We start from the raw sequence: 24,955 nt of genomic DNA on the forward strand, positions 1-24,955 counted from the left end.
ATGATTAAAATATTAGTAGTGGATGATCATGCTTTTTTACGAGACGCAATTCGGAGCATACTAGAGGATGAATCTGATATGAACGTGGTTGGAGAAGCTAGCTCTGGGGACGGAGTATTGGAAAAAGTAGAAGAATGCAGACCAGATTGTATTTTGATGGATATTAATCTTCCTGGGAAAAATGGTATTGAAGCTACAGAGTTGGTGAAAAAAAATTATCCGAATTGCCGAGTACTTGTGTTTACAATGTATGAGCATGATGAGTATTTAATGGATGCACTCCAAGCTGGTGCTGATGGGTATTTATTGAAAGATTCATCATCGGAGCAGGTAGTAGCAGCAATTCGGATGTTATATCGAGGCGATTCAGTTATTCATCCGCGTATGACTAAAAAATTAATTACATATCATCAGCAAAAAATGAAAGTAGAATCAAATGAAAATGAACTGACGGAACGTGAAAAGGAAATTCTCTTTGAATTAGTAAAAGGACTTAGTAATAAAGAAATTGCTGAAGCTCTGTATATTAGTGATAAAACAGTTAAAATTCACATCAATAAAATTTTTAAAAAACTAAATGTGAAAAGTCGGTCGCAAGCGGTGATTTATGCTGTTCGAAATCAATTGGTTCCGTTGGATTAAATAAGAGATGTTTAAAAGAACTATCGTGTTTCTTTATTCTATATTACAAAGAATAAAGAGCAAGATAGTTCTTTTGTACTATGTAGACATAGAATCATTAGAAAAAAGATACGCCTTTCGTTTAATTTTCAGAAAAGTTAGAATGTGGAATAATAAAAATAGAATTATTTCTTAAAGCTACTAATAATTCATGTTGTAAATCATTGTAGTTGGAAACAATTTATGGGGGCTTTTATAGAAAGAAGATTAGAAGTGTGGGGATGGCGGTAGTAGTGTTGGAGATTTTTGATCCTTTTAAATAGATCCAAGGTTGATAGAATTGCCAATGCTACATAGGAGCTCAGAAGATTTATTTTAGAAAAAATAATTTTAATAATAAGGAGATGCGCTATGAAGAAGGGGAAATTCGGAAGAATACTTATCGGAACGCTAACTGTTGGTATGTTAATGTCTCAAGGAATTCCATATAACGTATTGGCAGAAGAAGTAAATACATCTACTTTAACTGGAATTGATGATGCAAGTTCTATATTGAAAGGACTTACAAAGGAACAACGTAATGCTTTAAAAACATTAGATACAAAAACTGGTTTTGTTATTTCACCAGGCATTAATACAGCAAGTCCTGATAATGTGAATGTGATTGTAGAATTTAAGCAAGCACCTAGCAAAATCGAGATGTTAAAACAAGCAGCTAAAGGGAAAAAAATAGCTCTTTCAACTGCAGAACAAAAGGTGGAAGCATCGCATAAAGGATTTAAAACTGAGCTTGAACAGCTTCAAAAAAAGAAAGATAAGGGGCCGGATTTTAAAACTGCCAAAATAACAAGAGAATATAAGAATGCTTTTAATGGTGTGGCAATGTCGTTACCTGCGAATATGATCGAAGATTTAGTTCGCACTGGTATTGTTAAGCGTGTATGGGAAGATCGTGAGGTCAAAATTGATTTACCGAAAGAAACAGCTAAGACGGCTGCCGAACCCAAAATGGCAGATAGTGTACCACAAATTGGTGTGGACAAGCTGCATGATGAAAAAATAACAGGAAAAGGAATTAAGGTAGGTGTACTGGACACAGGTATTGATTATAACCACCCTGATTTAAAAGATGCTTATAAAGGGTATCGTGCAAAGCAAGGTGAAGATGCAAGCAAAATAGATCCGAACTCAATAAAAGGATGGGATTTTGTTAATAATGATGCTGATCCAATGGAGACAACGTATAAGGATTGGCAAAATTCTGGAGGATATCCTGAAATTTATGATGGAAGTGCATACTATACATCCCACGGTACTCATGTAGCTGGGACAATTGCTGCAGACAAAAAGAATAGTGTGGATTATGCAGTTACGGGAGTCGCTCCGGATGTAGATTTATATTCATATCGTGTATTAGGTCCATATGGAAGTGGACAAACAAGCGGTATTCTTGCTGCGATTGATAAAGCAGTGAAAGACGATATGGACGTTATCAATTTATCATTAGGTGCGTCTATTAATGATCCTTTATATCCTACTTCTATTGCAGTAAACAATGCGATGTTAGCTGGTGTTGTTACAGTAGTAGCGGCAGGTAATAGTGGTCCAGAAGAAGGCACCCTTGGATCACCTAGTGCAGCAGCACTTCCAATTACAGTAGGAGCAAGTGACGCTGCGATGACTATCCCGACATTTTCCGCCGATGCAGCTGATTTACATGTGGATAAAATGATGCTACTTGGAAAAAGCTTTACTGATAAGATTGAAGATTTGAAAGGTCAATCATTATCTGTTGTATATACAGGTCTTGGGAAAATAGATGATTTTAAAGGGAAAGATGTACAAGGAAAGTTAGCGCTCATCCAGCGCGGTGAGATTACATTCGATGAAAAAATTAAAAATGCTAAGGAAGCAGGTGCAAAGGCGGTAATTGTATATAACAATGTAGATGGTGAAATTACAAGTTACCTTGGGGAAAGTACTTCATCTATTCCATCGTTCCGCTTAACAAAGGCAGATGGTGAGAAATTGCAAGCAAAAGCTGTCCAAGGAGATGTCTCTTTAACATTTGGAGAACTGAGTAACACAAAAACAGAAGGAGATCACTTAGCTGATTTCAGCTCTCGCGGTCCTGCAAGTAAAACAGATGATATTAAGCCGGATATTGTAGCGCCAGGTGTTTCTATTTTCTCAACTGTTCCTGAATATATTAATGATCCAAAGGATGGAGAAAATTATCCGGTAGCGTATGGACGTATGTCAGGTACATCTATGGCAACTCCTCATACAGCGGGGGTGGCGGCACTCATTTTACAAGAACATCCAAACTATAGTCCGTTTGAAGTAAAAGAAGCGCTTATGAATACTGCAGTTGACTTAAAAGAGGCACGCTCTGTATTTGAGGTAGGATCAGGCCGAATTGATGCGTATCGTGCAGTTCATGCAGATACAGCTATCGAGGTTATCGATAAAACATCAAACGTTGTAAATGATGAAGAAGTAGAAATTGAAGAAAAAACAGGGTCTATTGCATTCGGGTATAAAAACCAATTGGGAAATGGACCTATTAAAGATAGTCGAAAAGTCTTAATTAAGAACAGCAATAAAACAGACGAGAAAGAGTTTAAATTAGAAGTAGAGTTTTCACCAACAAGTGTAGGTGTGCAAGATGCAGCGAAGAATGGTGTGAAGCTGAACGTACAAGATTCTATTAAAGTAGCTCCTAGTACATCAGGGGAAATTAGCCCTGAAATTATCATTCCAGAAAACGCTGAATTTGGTAGATATGAGGGATATATTCATATTTCAAATAAAAAAAATGAAAAAGAAGTATATCAAGTGCCATTTGCAGTTAAATTCACAGAAAAAGGAATTGAATCTGTAGATTTGCTGAGAGATGCAATGGCAACAGATACATCTAACTTCCATCCATTTATGGAAAGGCCGAGTTCACCGCTGACATTTAAATTGAACAGTCCACTTGAAACTATCGATGCAGTGGTGAAGGATCGAAAAACAGGAAAGGCATTAGGAATTGTGGGGACAATTAATGCTAGCAGTCTAACACCAAATATTGAATATATCATGTTCGATGGTATGGGTGGCTATGTATTCCCGTTTACAGGAGATCCAAATCATCCAATTGGAGACAAGCGAGTTACGTTGCCTGATGGAGATTACCAACTTGATTTCATTGGATATGACAAAGAAGGGAAACCTTATACAAAAGGAGATAGCGTAATTATTGATAATATCAAACCTGAAATGAAATTTACCGATGTAAAACCTGGCGTTCATGAGGTAAATGAATCTATGTTCAAAGAAGAAGATGGTCAGCGTGCATTATGGGTACATGGTAACATTTATGATTCTACGATAGATGTATTAAAGGCAAAAGGCCTTCAGTATGACCAAAAAACTAATGAAATTGTATATTACCAAAACTCTGCTTTTCCGTCAGGTTGGTTGAATACAATTCAAGCCAATGGTGATTTTAAATTTGGTTTACTTCCAGAGGAAATCAATGAACCGCTTAATTTAAGGTTATTTGGATATGATCTTGCAACTGCATCAAATATGGCAAATGGATTTAAAGATTATGTCTTTGTTAAAGAGGGAACGGAATACGCTGTCCCAAGCTATGACAAGGATAAAGTTAAACTAGGAGAAAAAATTTCATTAACTTTAAATCTTAATAATGTGAAACAACTTATGTCAGGTACATTTGAGATTCCTTATAGTAAACAGTTGTTTAAATTTGTAGATGTTAAACCAAATCCAGCACTTGCAGAATATGCAAAACAACATGGATTAAATATTAAATTAGAAGATCCAGTGATAAATGAAGAAGGAAACTGGGAAAACAAGGTGAAAGTTGGTGCATCTTTAGAAGGAACAGAATTTAAAGGTCTAGATGGAGACGCACCATTTGTAGATGTTACATTTGAGATGACGAGTGACGAGTATTTTAATAATTTAACAGCATTTGGAGTAGATAAATTCTCTTATACAAAAACAGGTGCATCAGAAGGCGTTGAGATTCCTGTGTTTAAAGATAAATCCTTTTCTATTATTTCGAAACATGCAATGGTTACAGGATATATTGGACCAGAAGCTTTCTTAACTGAAGAGGGGTATTTAGGTAAGAATGACTACACAAAACTAGGAGCAAAAGTGTATGCAGTTGGTAAGGATGGAAAGAAATATACAGGAACGGTTGATGATAATGGGCAATTTGAAATTCATAGTGTTCCAGTAAGTGATACAGAATATAATATTTTCGTAGAAATGCCAGGTCATTTAAATAGTAAATTAACTACAAAAATAGGGAAAATGCAGGATGGAGAATTAGTGGGACAAAACTTTAGAGCTGATATGGATGACAGCCTTGCAGGTGATGTAAACGGCGATAAAATGGTAGATATTCAAGATGCTAGAATAGCAGCTCTTTCATATGAAAAAGGAAAAGTGGCTGTAAAAGATGGAGATGTCAATCAAGATGGTGTTGTAAATGAAACAGATATTCGTTTTATTGAGAAGAATTTCTTGAAAAAAGGTCCAGATGCCAAAGAAAATCAGAAACCGAAAGAAAATGTAGGGCCAGTGACGTTAGATAAAATCTTACGTTCCATTGGATTAGAGCCAAAAAAATAAGTGGGCACAATTCTAGAGTAAACTAAGTGATAAAACAATGAGTATAGAATTAAATAGGATTTACTAACAATGGACCGGTAATGATTCGATGTAACATTACCGGCTATTCTTAAAGTGATAGTTATTTGTATACATGAAGTAAATAGTTTAACGTTGGTTAGGTTTCGTTATGGGGAATATTATTTGTTTAATTAGTATTGTTTGTGGGATGGAAATAAGGTTTGGAGTTTGAACTTTAAAAATAGGGGGACTTGTGAAATGAGTATTAAGAAAAAACTTGGTATGGGTGTTGTAACTGCAGGGCTTGGTTTATCTTTAATTGGCGGGGGGACATATGCGTATTTTAGTGATAAGGAAGTATCACAAAACACGTTTGCAGCGGGTACTTTAGATTTGAGTGTTAATCCTGAAGTTGTTATTAATGTCGACAATATTAAACCAGGTGATGAAATGGAACGCGGTTTTCAATTAGTTAACAAAGGAACTTTAGCGATAGGAGACGTGAAACTTCTTACAGATTATAGTGTAATCGATGCTAAAGGAGATAATGGAAGTGCTGATTTTGGTGATCATATCCGTGTCGATTTCTTATGGAATTTGGATAAAAATGAGGTTCCAATTTGGTCTACTACATTATCTGAATTAAAGGTAGCTACGCAAAACGGAAGTATTCCTGATCTTGTACAAAAAGGTGTTGTAGACCGAGAAGGAAATGGACTTGCTCCTGGTGATGATGATACTTTCTATGTAATGTTCACATTTGTAGATAGCAATGAAGAGCAAAATGTATTTCAAGGAGATTCATTAAAATTAAATTGGACTTTCAATTCAATGCAGACAAAAGGTGAAGAGAGATAAAGATAAAAATTGTATATAAGAATAAATTGATGAAGAATTGAGAAATAAAATTTTTAATAGTGTAAGGGTTGATTTAGTGAATCAACCTTTTTTGTGTTTTGAGAGAAAATTATGCTTGGATTATTTGAAAAAAAATAAGCTTGAAAGTTACGTTACGTCATCTTTTATACTTAAGGAAACAAGGAGTAGAGGGATGGTGTATATAATTTTGAAAAGTATGTGGGGATGGAAAGAAATTTTATATTTATTTGTGTTTGTATTTATTATTGTTCCAGTAACTGTTGAATCTCTTTTTTATGACTATGCTTTAAAAATAATAGGGAACTCATTATATGCTGGAGTATTAATGGGATTTATAATGGCAGTGATATTTACTACTGTAGTTTATCTTTTTTGTATAAAAAGATATAAGCTCTCGTGGAGAGATATTGGAATTTGGAAGCTTTCATGGAAAGATTTCTTATGGACATTTGGAGCGGTTATTTTCTTAATTGTAGTTAGTATTGCTGTATTAATGATAATGGAGAAAATGGGTATTTCTTTTGAAAATAGTAAAACGGAAACGGTCCAAAATGATAAATCAATATATTCATTCTGTATCGCGGTAATTGGAGCAGCAGTTATATCACCAATCTATGAAGAGATTTTGTATCGAGGGGTTTTTTATACGTTTTTTCGTGATAAATATGGTATATGGGGCGGAGTGCTTATAAGTTCCATAATATTTACCGTTGTTCATATTCCAACATATAACACATTACCAGTGAATTTTTTTAGTGGAGTAGTATTTGCGTGGTTATATGAGAAAACAAATTCTATTTTATCAGCTATGATTGCCCACGCATTATTCAATTTTATAGCAGTACTTCTCACATTTATGTCGAATTAAGAAGATATATAGGAGGGATACATATGGAAATAGCTGTAGAACGTGTTTTTACAAAAGAGGTTTTAGCAAGAGCAGCAAAGGCATTTCATGTAACAGTGGAAGAAAAGCCACTTGGAGATTTTGAAAATTATATTTTTAAGGCAAAGGGTGATAGTGGTGAAGATTACGTATTACGTTTAACGCACTCTTCTCATCGTTCTAAAAAAGAAGTTGAAGCTGAACTAGATTTTTTACGATATGTTGCGGAGCATGGGGCAAAGGTAGCAGGACCTCTTTATTCAAAATCTCAAAATCTTGTAGAAGAAATTGGAGCGGAAGATAGCACTTTCTTTTTTGCATCTTTATTTACATATGCAAAAGGTGAACAAGTAAAAGGAAAAGAATCGCCTTATTGGGGAGATGCTTATTTTGAAGCATGGGGAAAAGCGATTGGTCAACTGCACCGCTTAACAATGAACTACCCTAAAACAGATTATCGTGATACGTGGGAAGAAGACGAAAGTGGGATTGTTAATGAATTAGAAGATGATCAAGTGAAAAAGATTGCAGCGGTATTAATGGATGAAATAAAGGCTCTTCCAATTGAAAGAGAAACGTTCGGCCTTATGCACGGTGATATCCATCCCGGTAATTTTCATTATGATGGTAAAGAGCTAACAATCTTTGATTTTGATGATGCGGCTTATAATTACTTTATACATGATTTAGCGATGGTTCTCTATTACTCTGTTCTATTTACACCGTGGACAGCGGAAGAGAAGACAGACTTTGCTCGTAAACAGCTACAAGTGTTACGAAAAGGCTATGAGTATGAGCACAGACTAGCGAATAGTTGGTATGAATCGTTACCGTTGTTTTTACGTCTACGTGATGTTGGTTTATACGGTACACTTCAAAAGAAGTTTAAGGGGAAAGATATGCCAGATAACTTCCGGAAATTATCGGAAGAATTATATGAAAGAATTATAAGCAAAGAAGCAATTGTGAATATATAATACATTTTGTTCAAAACAAAGTATATAAAATAAATATATACTTTGTTTTTTTATACAAAAATATGTTTGTTTTATTAAAATAATATTGTTATAGATTAGGTATACACTTATAATTTTATATATATTCTGAATATTCTTTATAAAGAAGGAGGGGGAATGTTGGAAGCTTTCGTGAATTGGTTAAATAATATTGTTTGGAGTCCAGCACTTGTTTATTTATGTTTAGGAGTAGGTTTATATTTTTCCATTCGAACGAGGTTTTTACAAGTAAGGCACGTAGGCGAAATGGTTAAGCTGACATTTCAAGGTGAAAAATCAGAGGCTGGTGTTTCTTCATTCCAAGCGTTAGCACTTTCGTTATCAGGGCGCGTTGGGACAGGGAATATAGCTGGGGTAGCAACAGCGGTTGCATTTGGTGGACCAGGAGCTGTATTTTGGATGTGGGCAGTGGCCTTTTTAGGGGCAGGATCAGCTTATGTAGAATCTACATTAGCACAAATATATAAGACGAAACATCAAGGACAGTTTCGTGGTGGACCTGCTTATTACATTGAAAAAGGTTTAGGTGTGAAATGGTATGCATTAGTATTCGTTGCAGCGACAATTCTTGCAACGGGGCTTTTACTACCAGGTGTGCAAGCAAATAGTATTGCTGTAAGTTTAGAAACAGCTTTTGGAATTAACACTACCGTATCAGGGGCTGTATTAGTTGTTGTATTAGCTCTTATCATCTTCGGTGGAGTAAAGCGAATTGTTAACGTGGCACAAGTTGTCGTACCGTTTATGGCAGTTGGTTATATTTTAGTAGCTTGCGTTATTGTTGCTATGAATATTGAAAAGTTGCCAGAAGCATTTATGTTAATTATAAGAAGTGCTTTTGCATTAGAGGCGGCTTTCGGTGGTATTATCGGTTTAGCAATTTCTTGGGGAGTAAAACGTGGTATTTATTCCAATGAAGCAGGGCAAGGAACTGGACCACATGCAGCAGCTGCTGCGGAAGTATCACATCCAGCTAAACAAGGTTTAGTGCAAGCATTTTCCGTTTACATTGATACATTATTTGTTTGTTCAGCAACAGCATTTATGATGATTATTACAGGCATGTATAACGTATTTGATGCAAGCGGAAAAAACTTTATCGTAAATAAATTAAATGGTGCTCAGCCAGGACCGGGATATACACAAGCTGCGGTAGAATCTGTTTTCCCTGGATTTGGAAACGGTTTCGTTGCAATCTCGTTACTATTCTTTGCATTTACAACAATTATGGCGTATTACTACATTGCAGAAACGAATATTGCGTACTTAAATCGTGATAAAGACCGTCCTTGGCTGTCTATGGTACTAAAGTTTGTATTTTTAGGAGCTGTATTCTACGGCTGTATAAAAACAGCAGCAACGGCGTGGGCTTTAGGTGACATCGGTGTAGGAATTATGGCATGGGTAAATATCATTGCGATTTTATTATTACAAAAACCTGCATTAGTTGCATTAAAGGATTATGAAAAGCAGAAAAAAGAAGGAAAAGATCCAGTATTCGATCCAGGGCCATTAGGAATTAAAAATGCTGATTTCTGGGAGCATGAATACGGAAAAGATAAGAAAGAAGAAGTATCTTAATAGAATAGAAATGAAGAAGCAAAGGAAAATCCCTTTGCTTTTTTTTATGGACAAAATGAGGTTGGAAGTTATTTTTTTGCCTATTTTTGAATATAAAAAGAATGTACATGCTTTGTTAAGGGAAGGGGGGAGTATGTTGATAGAGTTTCGTAATGTAAATAAATATTATGGTACCTTTCAAGTTTTAAAAGATATTAATGTACAAGTGAAAAAAGGTGAAGTGGTAGTAGTTGTTGGGCCGTCCGGATCAGGAAAAAGTACGTTGCTACGGTGTATAAATCAGTTAGAGACAATTACAGATGGAGCGTTAATTGTACAAGATACGGAAGTACACAATGCAAAAACAGATATGAATGAATTACGCCGAAATATTGGAATGGTCTTTCAACATTTTTATTTATATCCACATAAAACGGTTCTTCAAAATATTACACTAGCACCGATTAAAGTAAATAAAGTTTCAAAAGAGGAAGCTGAGCAAACAGCGATGTTTTATTTAGAGAAAGTAGGAATTCCGGAGAAGGCTAGTGTATACCCCCATCAATTATCCGGAGGACAACAGCAAAGGGTAGCAATTGCTAGGGGGCTCGCAATGCAGCCGGAAATTATGCTATTTGATGAGCCTACGTCTGCTCTTGATCCAGAGATGATCGGGGAAGTACTTGATGTTATGAAGACGCTAGCTAAAGAAGGGATGACGATGGTCGTTGTAACGCATGAAATGGGATTCGCGCGAGAAGTAGCAGATCGGATTTTTTTTATGGATGATGGTCAAATTATTGAAGATACAACACCGGCGCAATTTTTTGCAAGTCCTGAACAAGAAAGAGCTCGTCTATTTTTAAGAAGAGTGTTAAATCATTAAAGGGGGAGTTTTATGCTTAAAATGAAAAAGTTGTTTACGTTAATCGTATTTTCATGTTTATTCGTACTTGTCGTTGCTGGATGCGGAAGTAAAAAAGATGAGACGAAAGAAACGAATACGAAACAAGGCGGGGCTGTTGAGCAGATTAAAAAGCGCGGGAAACTAGTAGTTGGGGTGAAGAATGATACGAACTTATTTGGCTTGAAAAATCCTTCGACAGGACAGGTAGAAGGGTTTGATGTTGATATCGCAAAGGCGCTTGCGAAAAAAATCTTTGGAGATGAAAAGAAATTAGAATTAAAAGAAGTAACGTCTAAAACGCGTATTCCACTACTGAAAAATGGTGATATTGATGCAATTATCGCGACAATGACAATTACGGAAGAACGTAAAAAAGAAGTAGATTTTTCAGATGTATATTTTAAAGCAGGGCAATCGTTACTTGTGAAAAAAGGAAGCGATATTAAAAGTATTGATGATGTGAAAAAGGGTGTGAAAGTGTTAGCGGTAAAAGGTTCAACGTCTACAAATAATATTCGTCAAAAATCACCAGAATCGACTGTATTAGAATTTGAAAATTACAGTGAGGCATTTACAGCGTTAAAAGCAGGGAAAGGCGATGTATTAACGACAGATAATGCAATTCTTTACGGCATGGCAAAACAAGATTCGAATTATGAAGTTATAGGGAAAATTTTCACGGATGAGCCGTACGGAATTGCAGTGCAAAAAGGTGCAGATGATTTAACGAAAGAGATTAATAGCTTGCTAAAAGATATGAAGGCGAACGGGGAGTACGACAAATTGTATGAGAAATGGATTGGGCAAAAACAAGAGAAGTAAAGTGATAGTTTCATTAATGGAGCTTTATTCTCATTGATAAATAGTAAGAGGATGAGGGATGCTCATCCTCTTCTTGTAAAGAAAGAGGGGAGAATATGTGCCTGATTTTTCTATATTGACGAATAACATTGATATGTATTTAGAGGGCTTTAAGTATACAGTTATGTCTAGTGTAATTGCGTTAATAGGCAGCTTTATTTTGGGAGTAATTTTGGCTGTAATGCGCATTGCACCTATTCGTATTTTAAATTGGTTGGGAACGGCTTTTGTAGAGTTTGTAAGAAATATTCCACTCGTATTAATTGCATTTATATTTTATTTCGCTTTACCTGTAATAGGAATTACTTTAAATGGTTTTGTAGCAGGAACAGTTACGCTTACCGTATATACTGCAGCGTTTATTGCGGAAGTCATTCGCGCTGGTATTTTATCAGTTGCAAAAGGTCAAATGGAAGCAGCGCGTTCCTCAGGATTAACGTATGTACAGGGGATGTATTATGTTGTTTTACCCCAGGCGATGAAAATCGTAATCCCTCCTCTAGGAAATCAATTTCTCAATTTAGTAAAAAACTCTTCCATACTCGGAATTATCGCTGGTACCGATTTGATGTATCAAGGAGATTTAATTTCAACGAAGACATTTGTTACGTTCGACGTTTATATATTTGTCGGGATATTTTATTTAATATTAACAATTCCGCTCAGTATGCTAGTGCGTTATTTAGAAAAACGCTTAGCAAAGGAGGCGGTGTAAATGGATTTTAAGGGAGCAATTACAGGAGATCATATTCTGTTTTTATTAAAAGGATTACTTATAACGTTAGAGGTAGCGCTCGTAGCAATTGTACTCAGCTTTATTATTGGTAGTATAATAGGGATATTGCGCTACATGAAAATCCCTGTCGTCTCACAAGTATTAGGAATTATCGTTGAAGTGATTCGAAACTTACCACTACTTTTAATTATATTTTTCACATATTTTGCGCTTCCAGAAGTAGGCTTGAAATTAGAGATTATAACAGCTGTAATTGTTGCTTTAACAATATTTGAAGCAGCAATGATATCTGAAATTGTTCGAAGTGGTCTATTATCGATTGAAAAAGGACAGATTGAGGCCGCAAGATCTTCAGGATTAACGTATGTTCAAGCACTGTGGCATATCATTTTACCACAAGCATTAAGAAGAATGGTCCCGCCGCTTGTCAGTCAGTTTATTTCATTGCTGAAAGATACATCATTAGCAGTTGGTATATCACTGCCAGAGCTTATGCATAATGCTCAAATTATTAGCGGGCAGAATGTAAATTATATGATTCCAACGTTTATAGTAGTAGCTTGTATGTACTTTATCGTAAATTATAGTTTATCAATTTTATCGAGAAGATTAGAACTTCGTTAACCTTTACAATATATGTAAAGGTTTTCCCTTGTTTCTCCTTATTTTCCTCTAATTAGAATCTAAATCTCAAAATAATTCGTTTTTTTATATTGTTTTATCAGAAAAGTTTTAATTTTATATAGAAATTGTAATCGCTTTCGTGTATATTTTTATTATCAGAAAATTTTAACAAGATATAGGGGTATCGGTAGGGGGAGGATTTAGATGCAGCAACCAACGAATGAGAAATTACATCGTACGATGAAGAGTAGGCATTTATTTATGATCGCACTAGGTGGTGTAATCGGGACTGGTTTTTTCTTAGGTTCAGGTTACACCATTAATCAGGCTGGACCAGGGGGAGCCATCCTTTCCTATTTAGTGGGCGGATTTATTATGTATTTAACAATGCTTTGTCTCGGAGAGTTAACGGTAGCGATGCCGGTTTCAGGTTCTTTCCAAAAGTATGCGACGAAGTTTATTGGGCCAGGAACGGGCTTTATGATTGGCTGGCTATATTGGCTTGGCTGGGCAGTGACAGTAGGACTAGAATTAACGTCAATCGGTTTAATGATGAAAAGATGGTTTCCGAATATTGATGTTTGGGTATGGTGTCTCGTATTCGGCGTTATTTTATATGCTTCAAACGCAATTTCGGCGAAAAGTTATGCTGAATTAGAATTTTGGTTCTCTAGTATTAAAGTAGTGACAATTCTTGCGTTTGTTGTTCTTGGTGGTGGTGCATTATTAGGGTTTATATCATATGACGGAAAAGAAGCAGCACCTCTTTTCTCTAACTTTGTAAGCGATGGTGGATTATTCCCGAATGGACTAGCTGCAGTATTACTTACGATGATTACGGTTAACTTCTCATTCCAAGGAACAGAGTTAATCGGGATTGCAGCGGGCGAAAGTGAAAATCCAGAAAAAACAATTCCACGTGCAATTCGTAATACAGTATGGCGCATTATGTTATTCTTCATTTTAACAATGACAATTTTAGTAGGGTTAATTTCTTGGAAAGAAGCAGGGGTAATTGAAAGTCCATTCGTAGTCGTATTTGATAAAATCGGTATTCCATACGCAGCTGATATTATGAACTTCGTTATTATTACAGCGTTACTATCTGTAGCGAATTCAGGATTATATGCGGCAACTCGTATATTATGGTCACTTGCAAATGAAGGAATGGCACCAACATCTTTCAAGAAAGTAAATAAACGAGGTATTCCAATTACAGCGCTAGTCGTAACAATTGCGGTAGCAGGGTTATCTTTATTCACAAGCTTCCTTGCAGAAGATACAGTATACATGTACTTATTATCTATAGCTGGTTTATCCGCTGTTTCGAGTTGGATCATTATTGCTCTATCTCAACTTCGCTTTAGAAGTCAGTATATAAAAGGTGGAGGAAAGTTAGAGGATTTAAAGTATAGAACACCGTTATATCCAATTGTTCCTATTTTAGCTTTAATTACAAATAGCATCGTTGTTATTAGTTTAGCGTTTATTCCAGAACAAAGAATGGCGTTATACTGTGGTATTCCATTTATCATTTTCTGCTATATATATTATTATATGAGTAAGAAACGGAAGAAACCGATGAAAGTGGAGATGGAAGCGAAGTATGAAAATAAAAATTAAGTATGATGGTATAGAGGCAGATTTATCGTATGGTCCATTAGCGATTGGAAAAGAAAATGGGTATTCACCGTTACAATTACTCGTTTCTTCTATCGCAGGATGTAGTGCAATTGTCTTTCAAACAATTTTAGAAAAGAAACGTATTACATACGATACGTTTACAATTGAAACTGAAATTGGTAGAAGTGAAGCTTTATCCAAACCAGTTGAAAGTGTTCATTTGCACTATAAAATTAAAGCCCAAAACATTACAGAAGAGCAGTTGGACAAGGCGCTGCAACTTGCGGTGAAAAATTGTACGATTGTTCAATCGGTAAAAGATAGTATAAAAATTACGGAAACAATTGAACTAATAAAGTGAAACATAAAAACGTGAGAATACGGCTCTCACGTTTTTATGTTTTAGAGAGAGGAGAAAGTGTAATGGAATGTTTAGGATGTAAATTAGCCAACGAAGAAGAAATTATATATAGAATATATGAAGATGACTATGTAACATGTTTTTTAGATCATGAACCTTTTTATCCAGGTCATACTTTTAATTGTGCCAAAGCAGCATGTTGTAGAAGTGGACGAATTAGATGATATTGTAGCAAAATCCATTATGGATGCTTCTAAGCTTATTGCAAAAGCGATTAAGCTATTATATAAACCAGATGGCGTTACAATTTGTCAAAATGGTGGAATCTTTAATGAGTTAACGCATTATCATATGCATGTCGTACCGAGATATAAAGAGCGCTCGTTTGCCGAGTTTTATACGGTACAATTAGGAGAAAAGAAGAATTATAACTTGGAAGAGACCAAGCATTTGTTACAAGAAGCGATAGAGCAAATACCGCCTACTGAAAAGGCGTAAGAGGGGTGTTCTTAAGGGAACAGTCAGGAAAATTTTAATATTAAAAAGCCCAATTTCTCAGTTAAAATAGAGAGATTGGGCTTTTATTTATTCTATTATTAAATTTTATCTATAAAGGAATTTTGTAGTGTCACAAAGTATATCGCCCATTCGTTATATAGAGTGAGAGGAGGAATTATATGAAAGTTACAAACAACGATTATGAAAAGATGGAAGAGCTATATGAGTTGTACGAACAAAAAATTTATTATGTAGCGTATTCTATTTTAAATAATATTCAGCAGGCTGAAGATGCGGTTCAAGAGACGTTTATTACTCTTTATAAGAACTTGGAAAAGCTCCATAGCTTGAGCACTGAAGAGCTTAAACGCTACATTTTGAGGGTCGCGAAAAACAAGGCGATTGATAGTTACCGGAAAAATAAACGACATGAAACATTTTTAGAAGAATATGAAAGAGAATCAATAGAAGCAGTAGATGAAAATATTGAAGAGTGGGAAAAACGTAAAATGTCTGAGGTTCAAATTGATACATTGCTAACAGAATTAAGTGAATCTAACAGACAAGTGTTTAAGTATAAAGTCTTCTATAACTTAACGTATCAAGAAATTTCAAGTGTTATGGGAATAACCGAGGCTAATGCCCGCAAGCAGTTTGAACGCGCTCGAAAACGAGTCCAAAATATGATAGGAGGTATACAACATGACGAATTCAAAGAACTCCAAAGAAATATATGAACTTGCTGAAAAAATTGCTTTAGATGATTTTGATAAACTCGAAGAACAACATGAATTTTCACATACATATACGCGCAAAAAGAAATTGTTTATGGAGGAAATGAAGTTGAAAGATGGACAACCGCAGAAAAAGCGTAAAAAACATCGTATGTTAATCGCTGCTGCTTGTTTATTGATTGGTATGCCGACAACAGTTTTTGGTGCAGTAAAAGTCTACAATATGATTGTTCAAAAACAAAATTACGAAGTAAATGTTTCAGTAACAAATAAGGACTCGAAAAAGGCTGACAAGTGGTATAAATTGAAAATCGATAAATTACCAGAAAATATGGAGGCAATTGATGACTCTGCTATGAAATATTCATTTAAAGATAACGACGCAAATGGAGGCTTTTCATTTGCTCTTTGGAGAGTAGGGGAAAATGCGGACTTTCAAACTTTATATTCAAAAAGCTACGAAGAAAAAGAGATAAGTGGCAAGAAAGCAGTAATTGTTCATAAAGAAACTGGAAACAACAATGTAATGTTTGATAGGAAGGTCTTTCTCTTTTTTGAGAAAGAAGGGATTATGTTAGAAAGTTTTATTGGATCAGATGTAAATGAAGAACAAATGATGGATGTGTTAGGGAACATTTCACTTGAGCCTACGTCAAAAGAAAAGGCAGCACATATAACAGATTATGATAAAAAGTATTTTAGCGAAGCGGATGAACCTAAAAAAAATAAGGTGATTCCTTTGAAAAAAGATAGTAAACGACTATTTCACATAGGACAAAAGGTTCCAGTAACGATATCTATGGATAACAGCCAAATTGAATATGTGATAGAAAAAGTTGAAGTCTTTGATTCAATTAAAGATTTTAAACAAGAGAACTTTAATGAATTTGGCTTAGGGATATTAAGCAAGAAGAAGGCTTTAGATCACACGGGAAAATTGCTATCGTACAGACGGGATGTATATAAATTAGGGAATGGTAAAGATTCAATTGATACATTAGTAGATTCAAAATTAGTTAATGTTAAATTTGTCTACCTGACAACAACAGTGAAAAATATAGGTAAACAGGCGACAGAAGAAATCTATATGCATCCATCCATAAAGCAGCTTAAATTTGAAGGGAATGCATGGAAATACGCGAAAGAAGAGGGAATGGACGCAACGCGTATTATGACGGGAGAAGTTGATTATTTAGAGCCTCACGGAGATGGGAAAAGCTTTTATAATATTGGCAGTATCCGACCAGGAAAAACGGTAAAAGTTAAATTAGGTTATTTTGTAGATGAGGATAAACTAGATTCAATCTTCCTGGATGCTTTCCATTACAGAGGGAATGGAAGTACTGAAAATATGAATGCGTCATATCGTTGGTGGATTGATATTCGTCAACAGTCAAAACAATAGGAACAAATACACAAAAAGCTGCTTATATCTAGCAGCTTTTTTCGTCTTCATACATATGTAAAACTTCTTTCGCACGTATACGTAAACTATCTATCAATTCTTTTGGCTCTAAAACTCGTGCATCTTTTCCAAGTCTATAAAATAAAGGGGTAATAAAATTGATTTCACCTTTATCAATTGTTGAATGTATATATCCTGTCCCGTCTTCGTTTACTACCACGAATTCTTCAAGGTAAGGAACGCTTTTACATTGGCGTACGCCTTCAGTCGTTAATAAAACATGTAACTGGGTAGGAATGTGCACTACGTTAGAGCTCGAGTCGAACCATTCTTCTAAATTCATGAACGTATTTTTATTTTCTTCTGTTGATAATATAGAAAGAATACGATCAACGCGATACAGTAATACTTTTTTTCTGCTGAAGTCATAGGATGGTAAGTACCATAGCCCATCATGAGCGTATACACCGATAGGATGAACGTGTTTTGTTTTTATCCCCGATTTAGATTCGTATTGAAAGTGTAAATTTTTATTTTCAATAGCCGCAGTTAACACTTCGTTTAAAAGTGGTGTCTCAATTGTTCTCTTCGGATTCCAAAAAGTGATATAAGAACGTATTTTATCAACTTTCGCTTTCGCATCATGTTGTAGAGAACTATACAGTTTATGTGTAACGGAATTGATTTCTGCGTTGAAGGGCAAGTCTTGGTAGTAGCTTAAAGATTGAAATGCAAAAAAGATGGATACTGCTTCTTCTTCCGTAAATAAAATAGGGGGAATGACTTTATTCGTTAATACTTTATAGCCCCCGTTACGACCTTGTTCTGCGTAAATGGGTAATCCCATATCACTTAAATCTAAAATGTATCTATGGACAGTACGAACGGAAATATTAAATTCATCAGCTATTTCCTGAGCTGTAAATGTTCTTTTCGCAGAAGCGAATATAAGAATGTCTAGTAAACGTTTTGCTTTTGACAACTATCTCACTCGTTTCTTTTTTTAACATGACATGAATTGTCATGTTTTAAGGTTAGTATAGTGTGTATAAGGTCATTTTATAAATATACGTTGCAAGGAGGAAAAGAGATGTCACGTGAAGTTGTTTTATTTATAGCCGCTAGTTTGGATGGATATATTGCGAAAGAAAATGATGATTTAGAGTGGTTAATGGAAACCGAAGGAGAGGGAGATAACGGTTATACAGAAATGTATGAAACGATTGATACAATAATTATGGGGAAAAGAACGTACGATTATGTAGTAGAACATACAGAAACATTCCCCTACTTAGATAAAGCATGTTATGTTTTTTCTCGTTCAGAAAAAGGCTCAGACGGAAACGTTGAGTTTATAAATGAAGATGTAGCGGAGTTTACTAAAAGGTTAAAAGCACAAGAAGGATCTAAAATATGGATGGTCGGTGGAGGGAGTTTACTGAAAGAGTTCTTTAAGAATAATCTAATTGATGAATATATCGTTACGATTACACCGCATATATTAGGTTCTGGAGTTCCGTTATTTCAAGACAAGAATCCAGAAATTAATTTAACTCTAACGAATACGAAACGTTTTGGGCAATTTGTAAATTTATATTATAAGGAAAAGAAATAGCATACTAATGAACGGACCAAATTACATCTGATTTTAGTTATAGTAAGGTTTATCTGTCCTTAACATATCAATTAGTATAAGGGATAACATATTGATTTGGATAATTCAAAAGGAAAATTGTAATTTTATGTTGAAATGAACATGGAAAGTATAAAGAAATGTACTTAGATTACTAAGGTGGTTGTCTTGAACAAAGGGAGTGAAGAATTGGATGAAAAGAAACTATTAAAATTAGTTTTAGAAATTCAAGAGCTACAAGATTTTGGGGAAGATTTTGAACATAAACTCATTGTATTTGAAAATAGTGTTCCTTATCCAAATGCAAAAGAATTATTTTTTGCTGATTACGGTGCAGAATATATTGTAAAAATAGCTATTAATCATAAAAATATAAAATTAGGTGAGTTAAATAAAGAGGAGTTAGTTACCTTGGTTCAAAAACTTATGGATACGGAAGGAGAAGAATGGGAACAGGCAATTTGGTTGGACATGGTTGAATCGTCTGTTATTGACCCTAAAATAGGTGATTATATTTTCTGGAGCGATGACGAATTAACCGCCAGAGAAATTATAGATAAAGCATTGGCTTATAAACCATTAAAATTATAAAGTGTGTTGCTTTAAGTAGAATTAAAGGTTTATTTTAGAATAAATTGTATAAAATTAAGAGGTTTAGAAATTTGTTTAAGTTTTGTCTTTAATTTGATTTAAGCTAAAGGAGAATTTAGTTCAATAAGACAATAAAAGACGCCTAGAGTTTTTGAACTCTGGGCGTTTTCATATGCTAATTATGATGTGATTTTGTAAATCAAAACTGAACTTGTTAATTGATGATAGTTGTATTTCTATATAGATGGCAATGAAATAATAAAGCAAGACCCATGATTGACTTCGCTCGTTACAGTAATATTCCCGCCGTGTAGTTCTACAATTTCTTTCACGATAGATAGTCCTAAACCTGTTCCGCCTGTAGCTCGTGATCTTGCTTTATCAACTCGATAAAAACGGTCGAAAATGTGAGGAAGGTCTTCAGGCGGAATACCTTCGCCTTCATCTTCAATTGTAATGGAGATACTTTTATGTTCTTCTGTAACAGAAATGTTTATATGAGAATGTTCTTTTGAATGTCTATAAGCGTTATTTAAAATGTTTATTATAACTTGTTCAAATCGCTGTTCATCTAAGTTTACTACTAGTGTAGGAGGACAAGAAAAAGAAACTGTAATGTATCTTTCTTTATACATGGCGTTTACTTTTTCGGCTATGCGAGTAAGGAAGGTGTGTAAATGTACTTCCTTTACTTGAATAGAAAAGTTATGTTGTTCCATTTGTGCAAGTGAAAATAAATCTTGAACTAAGTTCGTAATATAATCAGACTCATCTTTTATAATAGATAAATATCGCAAACGTTGCTCAGGAGATGTGGTTTCTTTTAAAGCAATGTCAGCATAACCTCTTACGTATGTTAACGGTGTTCGTAATTCATGAGCAACACTTGCTAGAAATTCACTTCGCTCTGTTTTCATATAATGTAAATCATTAGCAAGCGTTTGAATAGATGAGGCTAGTTCACCAATTTCGTCATTTCGAGTAGTTGTTAACGAAACAGACAAATCGCCTTTACTCATTTTTTCAGTGGCATGTTTCATGTGTAACAATGGTTTTGTTAACAACCGTGATAAGAGAAAGATGGTGATGGCTGTTAATAGAAACGTAATGACTCCGGCAATAATGAATTGTCTTGTTAGCCCGTTAACCATTTCCTCGATTGATTCTGTTCCGAGAAACATATATACGTAGCCTTCTGTTTTGCCTGCCACTATAATGGGGCTAACTGTACATATATAATTAGATGTTTTCCAATGATTTTCTATAATTGCTCCGTCATGATCTGTCCGTGTTTGCATTTTTTCGATATGCTTTTTTATCGTAGTATTTATTTTGTTGGATTTAGCCAGTACTTCTTTATTTGCATTTGTAATAACGACAGTGGTTTCGGCTTCAGATTCCATTAGGGCAACATGGGAGATTGTTTGCTTATCAAAATACTTTTCAAGGACATCTCGGTGACTATTTCCACGCTTTAATAAAGCTGTCATTTCTTCATTTACTCTATTGTTGACAAGACTATAATAAAGCAAGACAAATAGAACACTTTCGATTAAAAGTGTAACAATTAAAAAATAAAATCCGAGTTGAATAGATATTCGCTTCATCGTTTTGCTCCTTAATCTACAGTATCAACCCATCGATAGCCGACTCCGTAAACAGTTTTTAAATGGTGATCAATAGGGAAATTTACTTTTCGTAATTTATCACGCAAATTACGAATATGTGAATCGACTGTTCTATCTTCTGTATTTGTATTTAATCCCCAAATTCGTTCAATGAGCTGATCGCGGCTTAATACGTAGTTCACATGACGTAAAAATAATCCGAGTAAAGAGAATTCGATTGGAGTGAGAAGAAGTTCTTCATTATAGACAGAAACGAAATGCTTTGCCTCATCCCATAAAATGCCGTGATATTGGATTTGCGCGTGTTGATTCGTTCGCCTTAAAACAGCTTCAATTCTTGCGAAAAGCTCTTCTTCATGGAAAGGTTTCGTTACATAATCATCCGCTCCAAGTTTTAACCCTTGGATGACATCTACCGTTTGATCACGAGCCGTTACCATAATGATGGGAACGTTACTAAAGGATCGAATTCTTTTGCACGTTTCCCACCCATCCATCTTTGGCATCATAATATCGAGTAAAACAAATTTGAAGTTTCGATTTTCTATATGTGAAATAGCTTCTTCCCCGGATACTGCACATACGCAGTTGTATCCGATTGGAGTAAGATAAAGCGTTAATAATTCAAGCATTCTCGGCTCATCATCTACGAGTAGTATATCGACCATAGAGTACCTCCGCATTTATAGTTATTAATTAAATTGTAAGTCAAAATCATGAAGAAATGGTGCAGATTATCATGCATCTGCATAATTTCTTCAGAATTGCTTGTTATTGTAAAGTTGAAATTTCATTTTAGGTAATCATATTGGCTCGAAAACGATTCATACGGAGGCGGTATAGTGAAAAAGATGACCCGAATCTTTGGGATAACAATAATTGCGGCGGCTGGTCTTGCGGCGTGTGGGCAGACGAACACAGATCATAAAAATCATGAATCTACAAAAGAGAAGAAAACAGAGCAAAAGGAAATGAAAATGAATCAGGAGGTAACTGCGCCGAAAGAAATGAACGAAGGTGCATCGAATGATTTATTAACGACAAGTTTAAAAAATGTAACGAGATTAAACACAAACGATCCACTGCAAATGGCAGTAGTAACTTCGCAAACGATATGGCCAGCAACGCATAAAGAGAATCAGCCAGGCGCTGTTATTTTAGTGCCAGTAAACGAGTGGCAATTAGGTATTGCGAGCGCGGATCTTATTCACCATCCGAATAACGGGCCAATTTTATTTATAGAAAAAGAAAAGGTACCCGAAATGACGTTAAAAGAAATAAAACGATTAAATCCGCTCGGAACGAAAGATGGAACACAAATTATGTTGATGGGGGATGTAGGTCCATCTATCCTTGAGCAATTAAAAGCATATAAAGTAAAGCAAATAAAAGAAACGGATCCAGCTAAATTTGCTAAAGATGTGGATAAAGAATATGCCGATATAACAGGTAGCTATCCAAATAGTGTTATTATCGGTTCGTCTGAAGAAGAAGGGCGTTTATATACAACACCAGCTGTAAATTGGATTTCTCATATGCCAGAACCGCTTTTATATACAGAAAAAGATAAAGTGCCAGAAGCGACGATAGAGGCATTAAAGATGAGAAAAGATAAAGCGAATATATATGTATTAGGACCAGAAAAAATCATTTCAAAAGCAGTAGAAAAAGAGTTAAGTAAATACGGAAAAGTAACGCGTATTAGTGGAGAGACTCCAACAGAAAATTCGGTTGCATTTGCGAAGTTTAAAGATGAAAAAACGAAATTTGGATGGGGGTTTACAAAACCAGGTCACGGTTTATCATTTGTTTCAAGCAAAACACCAGACTTAGCAGTTGCAGGGGCACCATTTTCACATATGGGTAAACACGCACCTGTTGTATTGTTAGAAGAAGGGAAAGCTTCACAGCCAGTGTATGAATTCCTTGCTAGTATTCAGCCGAAGTTTAAAGATGACCCAACACTTGGACCGTATAACCACGGCTTCTTATTAGGAAGTACGAGTGATATTTCATTTGAAACACAAGGTATACTGGATGAAAGGTTAGAGAGTGTTCAGGAAAGTGGTCAAGGGCACGGTGGACATTAATGAAATGAGAAAAGACGCTATGAAGGTAGCGTCTTTTTTTAGGAAACTTTTACATAGCGCAAAATCCTCTACTCGTTATATAATAGCCTTCGTGCAGTCGGCCTAGGTTTTCTTATGGAGAAAATCAAATGATAAAAGAGTAGAGGAGTGGTATTTTGTTTCAAACGATAAAAAATGACTGGTTCTCCAATGTGAAAGGGGATGTGCTGTCAGGAATTGTTGTTGCTTTAGCGTTAATTCCTGAAGCGATTGCTTTCTCAGTTATTGCAGGCGTGGATCCGACCGTTGGGTTATACGCAGCCTTTTGTATTGCAGTTACCATTTCATTTGTTGGCGGACGAACTGGGATGATTTCAGCTGCAACAGGTGCAATGGCATTATTAATGGTCACGCTCGTGAAAGATCACGGTTTGCAATACTTATTTGCTACAACAATATTAACCGGTATTGTCCAAATTATTTTTGGCGTGTTCAAACTGAGCTCATTTATGAAGTTTGTACCTAAATCTGTTATGAGTGGTTTTTTAAATTCACTTGGAATTTTAGTTTTTACAGCGCAATTACCACATTTTAAACATGCAACTTGGCAAATGTATGCACTTGTCGCATTAGGACTTGTAATTATATATGTATTTCCACGTATTACGACGGCTGTACCGTCTACACTTATTTCTATTATTATTGTGACAAGTATTGCACTTATGAGCGGATTGCAGTTAAAAACAGTAGGAGATATGGGAAGCTTGCCGAAAGAATTACCGTTCTTTAGCATTCCTGACGTACCTTTTACACTTGAGACGTTAGGGATTATTTTACCGTACGCAGTTATGCTTGCAATTATCGGTTTACTAGAGTCATTATTAACAGCTTCAGTTTTAGATGATATGACGCATACGGAAAGTAATAAACATAAAGAAGCACGTGGGCAAGGTATTGCAAATATTGTGGCTGGTTTCTTCGGAGGAATGGCAGGGTGTGCAATGATTGGACAATCTGTTATTAATATTAAATCAGGTGGACGAGGTCGTTTATCCACATTTGTAGCGGGCGGATTTTTAATCGTATTACTATTTGTTTTAGGTGACTATGTCGTTCATATTCCAATGGCAGCTTTAGTTGCAGTAATGATTATGGTTTCAATCGGAACATTTGATTGGAACTCTGTAACAACGATTCATAAAGTACCAAAAGGAAATGCGTTTGTTATGATCGTAACAGTTGTGATTGTCTTAATTACACATAATTTAGCATTAGGTGTAATTATTGGAACAGTAATTAGTGCGGTTTTATTTGCATTCAATATGGCAAAGATTCACGTGAAACATTTATATATTGAAAATAAGAAAATATACGAAATTCATGGTCAACTTTTCTTTGCATCTACAGCAGACTTTATAAATAATTTTTCATTCAATGAAGATGTAGAAGAAATTGAGTTGAACTTTACTTATGCGCATATATGGGATGATTCAGCAGTAGCTGCAATTGATAAAGTTATCATGAAGTATGAACAAAGTGGCGTGAAAGTAAGTATAACGGGATTAAATGAACGAAGCTCGAAGATTATTTCAAATTTAGCTACTTATAATAAAAGAATTGCTAGTTAGAAGCCTCCTTTTTAGGGGGCTTTATTATATAATACGGGTAGG

General features: G+C 35.2%; 21 protein-coding genes and 1 pseudogene. 19 read left to right on the forward strand and 3 right to left on the reverse strand.

The genetic code is table 11. The annotated features are described in order from the left end of the window. From FS802_RS27285 to FS802_RS27355, 15 genes and pseudogenes are all read left to right on the forward strand, one after another. A complete protein-coding gene (locus FS802_RS27285) occupies positions 1-642 on the forward strand; it encodes a response regulator (protein WP_000590680.1) in 642 nt (213 codons plus the stop codon). A gap of 390 nt (positions 643-1,032) precedes the next feature. Next, entirely contained in the window at positions 1,033-5,274 is a 4,242-nt protein-coding gene (locus tag FS802_RS27290; RefSeq protein ID WP_144525616.1) for a S8 family serine peptidase, read from the forward strand. 258 nt (positions 5,275-5,532) lie between these two features. Beyond that, the gene (locus tag FS802_RS27295; protein WP_000023371.1) at positions 5,533-6,132 is read left to right on the forward strand and encodes a TasA family protein; all 600 of its coding nucleotides are present in this window, start codon (positions 5,533-5,535) and stop codon (positions 6,130-6,132) included. Between the two features lie 202 nt (positions 6,133-6,334). Further along, complete coding sequence (locus FS802_RS27300) at positions 6,335-7,021, forward strand: CPBP family intramembrane glutamic endopeptidase (RefSeq protein WP_144525645.1); 687 nt, start codon at positions 6,335-6,337, stop codon at positions 7,019-7,021. A 23-nt stretch (positions 7,022-7,044) separates the two neighbouring features. Next, the gene (locus FS802_RS27305; RefSeq protein WP_144525618.1) at positions 7,045-8,016 is read left to right on the forward strand and encodes a phosphotransferase enzyme family protein; all 972 of its coding nucleotides are present in this window, start codon (positions 7,045-7,047) and stop codon (positions 8,014-8,016) included. Between the two features lie 159 nt (positions 8,017-8,175). Next, entirely contained in the window at positions 8,176-9,636 is a 1,461-nt protein-coding gene (locus FS802_RS27310; RefSeq protein WP_000387179.1) for an alanine/glycine:cation symporter family protein, read from the forward strand. Further along, positions 9,581-10,501 carry an amino acid ABC transporter ATP-binding protein gene (locus tag FS802_RS27315; protein ID WP_144525620.1) on the forward strand — a complete coding sequence of 307 codons (921 nt, stop codon included), beginning with the start codon at positions 9,581-9,583 and terminating at the stop codon, positions 10,499-10,501. Before FS802_RS27310 ends, FS802_RS27315 begins: the two co-directional genes overlap by 56 nt. 12 nt (positions 10,502-10,513) lie before the next feature. Next, a complete protein-coding gene (gene glnH / locus FS802_RS27320; protein ID WP_144525622.1) occupies positions 10,514-11,344 on the forward strand; it encodes a glutamine ABC transporter substrate-binding protein GlnH in 831 nt (276 codons plus the stop codon). Between the two features lie 97 nt (positions 11,345-11,441). Continuing rightward, the gene (locus FS802_RS27325) at positions 11,442-12,098 is read left to right on the forward strand and encodes an amino acid ABC transporter permease (protein ID WP_001112680.1); all 657 of its coding nucleotides are present in this window, start codon (positions 11,442-11,444) and stop codon (positions 12,096-12,098) included. Continuing rightward, complete coding sequence (locus FS802_RS27330; RefSeq protein ID WP_000345967.1) at positions 12,099-12,743, forward strand: amino acid ABC transporter permease; 645 nt, start codon at positions 12,099-12,101, stop codon at positions 12,741-12,743. Between the two features lie 204 nt (positions 12,744-12,947). Continuing rightward, complete coding sequence (locus FS802_RS27335) at positions 12,948-14,366, forward strand: amino acid permease (RefSeq protein WP_144525624.1); 1,419 nt, start codon at positions 12,948-12,950, stop codon at positions 14,364-14,366. Further along, on the forward strand, positions 14,350-14,727 hold the full coding sequence (locus FS802_RS27340) for an OsmC family protein (protein ID WP_144525626.1): 378 nt from the start codon (positions 14,350-14,352) through the stop codon (positions 14,725-14,727). Before FS802_RS27335 ends, FS802_RS27340 begins: the two co-directional genes overlap by 17 nt. A gap of 62 nt (positions 14,728-14,789) precedes the next feature. Then, positions 14,790-15,225: pseudogene (locus FS802_RS27345) on the forward strand (HIT family protein). 179 nt (positions 15,226-15,404) lie between these two features. After that, complete coding sequence (locus FS802_RS27350; protein ID WP_098654574.1) at positions 15,405-15,962, forward strand: RNA polymerase sigma factor; 558 nt, start codon at positions 15,405-15,407, stop codon at positions 15,960-15,962. Then, a complete protein-coding gene (locus tag FS802_RS27355) occupies positions 15,928-17,364 on the forward strand; it encodes a DUF4367 domain-containing protein (RefSeq protein ID WP_098654575.1) in 1,437 nt (478 codons plus the stop codon). The genes FS802_RS27350 and FS802_RS27355 overlap by 35 nt, the downstream gene beginning before the upstream one ends. 28 nt (positions 17,365-17,392) lie before the next feature. On the opposite strand, the gene FS802_RS27360 is transcribed toward FS802_RS27355, so the two are convergent. Then, entirely contained in the window at positions 17,393-18,346 is a 954-nt protein-coding gene (locus tag FS802_RS27360) for a helix-turn-helix transcriptional regulator (protein ID WP_098654576.1), read from the reverse strand. A 108-nt stretch (positions 18,347-18,454) separates the two neighbouring features. Between FS802_RS27360 and FS802_RS27365 the strand changes: the two genes are divergently transcribed. Continuing rightward, positions 18,455-18,979 carry a dihydrofolate reductase family protein gene (locus FS802_RS27365; protein ID WP_098707739.1) on the forward strand — a complete coding sequence of 175 codons (525 nt, stop codon included), beginning with the start codon at positions 18,455-18,457 and terminating at the stop codon, positions 18,977-18,979. Positions 18,980-19,165: 186 nt separating this feature from the next. Continuing rightward, positions 19,166-19,588 carry an e9imm peptide gene (locus tag FS802_RS27370; RefSeq protein ID WP_098654578.1) on the forward strand — a complete coding sequence of 141 codons (423 nt, stop codon included), beginning with the start codon at positions 19,166-19,168 and terminating at the stop codon, positions 19,586-19,588. Between the two features lie 236 nt (positions 19,589-19,824). Here the strand turns inward: FS802_RS27370 and FS802_RS27375 are convergent, their stop codons facing one another. Together FS802_RS27375 and FS802_RS27380 are read right to left on the reverse strand one after the other, a co-directional pair. Further along, positions 19,825-21,195 (reverse strand): sensor histidine kinase, encoded by a 1,371-nt coding sequence (locus FS802_RS27375; RefSeq protein ID WP_098654579.1) that lies wholly within the window; start codon positions 21,193-21,195, stop codon positions 19,825-19,827. Between the two features lie 11 nt (positions 21,196-21,206). Continuing rightward, positions 21,207-21,884: a response regulator transcription factor gene (locus FS802_RS27380; RefSeq protein ID WP_098079410.1), complete on the reverse strand. Its 678-nt coding sequence runs from the start codon at positions 21,882-21,884 to the stop codon at positions 21,207-21,209. 174 nt (positions 21,885-22,058) lie between these two features. On the opposite strand from FS802_RS27380, the gene FS802_RS27385 reads away from it, so the two are divergent. Together FS802_RS27385 and FS802_RS27390 are read left to right on the forward strand one after the other, a co-directional pair. Beyond that, positions 22,059-23,306 carry a cell wall-binding repeat-containing protein gene (locus FS802_RS27385; protein WP_144525628.1) on the forward strand — a complete coding sequence of 416 codons (1,248 nt, stop codon included), beginning with the start codon at positions 22,059-22,061 and terminating at the stop codon, positions 23,304-23,306. Positions 23,307-23,461: 155 nt separating this feature from the next. Further along, positions 23,462-24,913 carry a SulP family inorganic anion transporter gene (locus FS802_RS27390; RefSeq protein ID WP_000487883.1) on the forward strand — a complete coding sequence of 484 codons (1,452 nt, stop codon included), beginning with the start codon at positions 23,462-23,464 and terminating at the stop codon, positions 24,911-24,913. Positions 24,914-24,955: the final 42 nt, after the last annotated feature.

Origin of the sequence: Bacillus sp. DE0042 (genome assembly GCF_007680225.1) — a bacterium.
GTDB lineage: Bacteria > Bacillota > Bacilli > Bacillales > Bacillaceae_G > Bacillus_A > Bacillus_A wiedmannii.

Excerpts from the sequence above, each read along its gene's own strand:
- FS802_RS27285 (WP_000590680.1), top strand. The coding sequence starts at position 1 with ATGATTAAAATATTAGTAGTGGATGATCATGCTTTTTTACGAGACGCA.
- FS802_RS27290 (WP_144525616.1), top strand. The coding sequence starts at position 1,033 with ATGAAGAAGGGGAAATTCGGAAGAATACTTATCGGAACGCTAACTGTT.
- FS802_RS27295 (WP_000023371.1), top strand. The coding sequence starts at position 5,533 with ATGAGTATTAAGAAAAAACTTGGTATGGGTGTTGTAACTGCAGGGCTT.
- FS802_RS27305 (WP_144525618.1), top strand. The coding sequence starts at position 7,045 with ATGGAAATAGCTGTAGAACGTGTTTTTACAAAAGAGGTTTTAGCAAGA.
- FS802_RS27315 (WP_144525620.1), top strand. The coding sequence starts at position 9,581 with ATGCTGATTTCTGGGAGCATGAATACGGAAAAGATAAGAAAGAAGAAG.
- glnH (WP_144525622.1), top strand. The coding sequence starts at position 10,514 with ATGCTTAAAATGAAAAAGTTGTTTACGTTAATCGTATTTTCATGTTTA.
- FS802_RS27330 (WP_000345967.1), top strand. The coding sequence starts at position 12,099 with ATGGATTTTAAGGGAGCAATTACAGGAGATCATATTCTGTTTTTATTA.
- FS802_RS27335 (WP_144525624.1), top strand. The coding sequence starts at position 12,948 with ATGCAGCAACCAACGAATGAGAAATTACATCGTACGATGAAGAGTAGG.
- FS802_RS27340 (WP_144525626.1), top strand. The coding sequence starts at position 14,350 with ATGAAAATAAAAATTAAGTATGATGGTATAGAGGCAGATTTATCGTAT.
- FS802_RS27350 (WP_098654574.1), top strand. The coding sequence starts at position 15,405 with ATGAAAGTTACAAACAACGATTATGAAAAGATGGAAGAGCTATATGAG.
- FS802_RS27355 (WP_098654575.1), top strand. The coding sequence starts at position 15,928 with ATGACGAATTCAAAGAACTCCAAAGAAATATATGAACTTGCTGAAAAA.
- FS802_RS27365 (WP_098707739.1), top strand. The coding sequence starts at position 18,455 with ATGTCACGTGAAGTTGTTTTATTTATAGCCGCTAGTTTGGATGGATAT.
- FS802_RS27375 (WP_098654579.1), bottom strand. The coding sequence starts at position 21,195 with ATGAAGCGAATATCTATTCAACTCGGATTTTATTTTTTAATTGTTACA.
- FS802_RS27380 (WP_098079410.1), bottom strand. The coding sequence starts at position 21,884 with ATGGTCGATATACTACTCGTAGATGATGAGCCGAGAATGCTTGAATTA.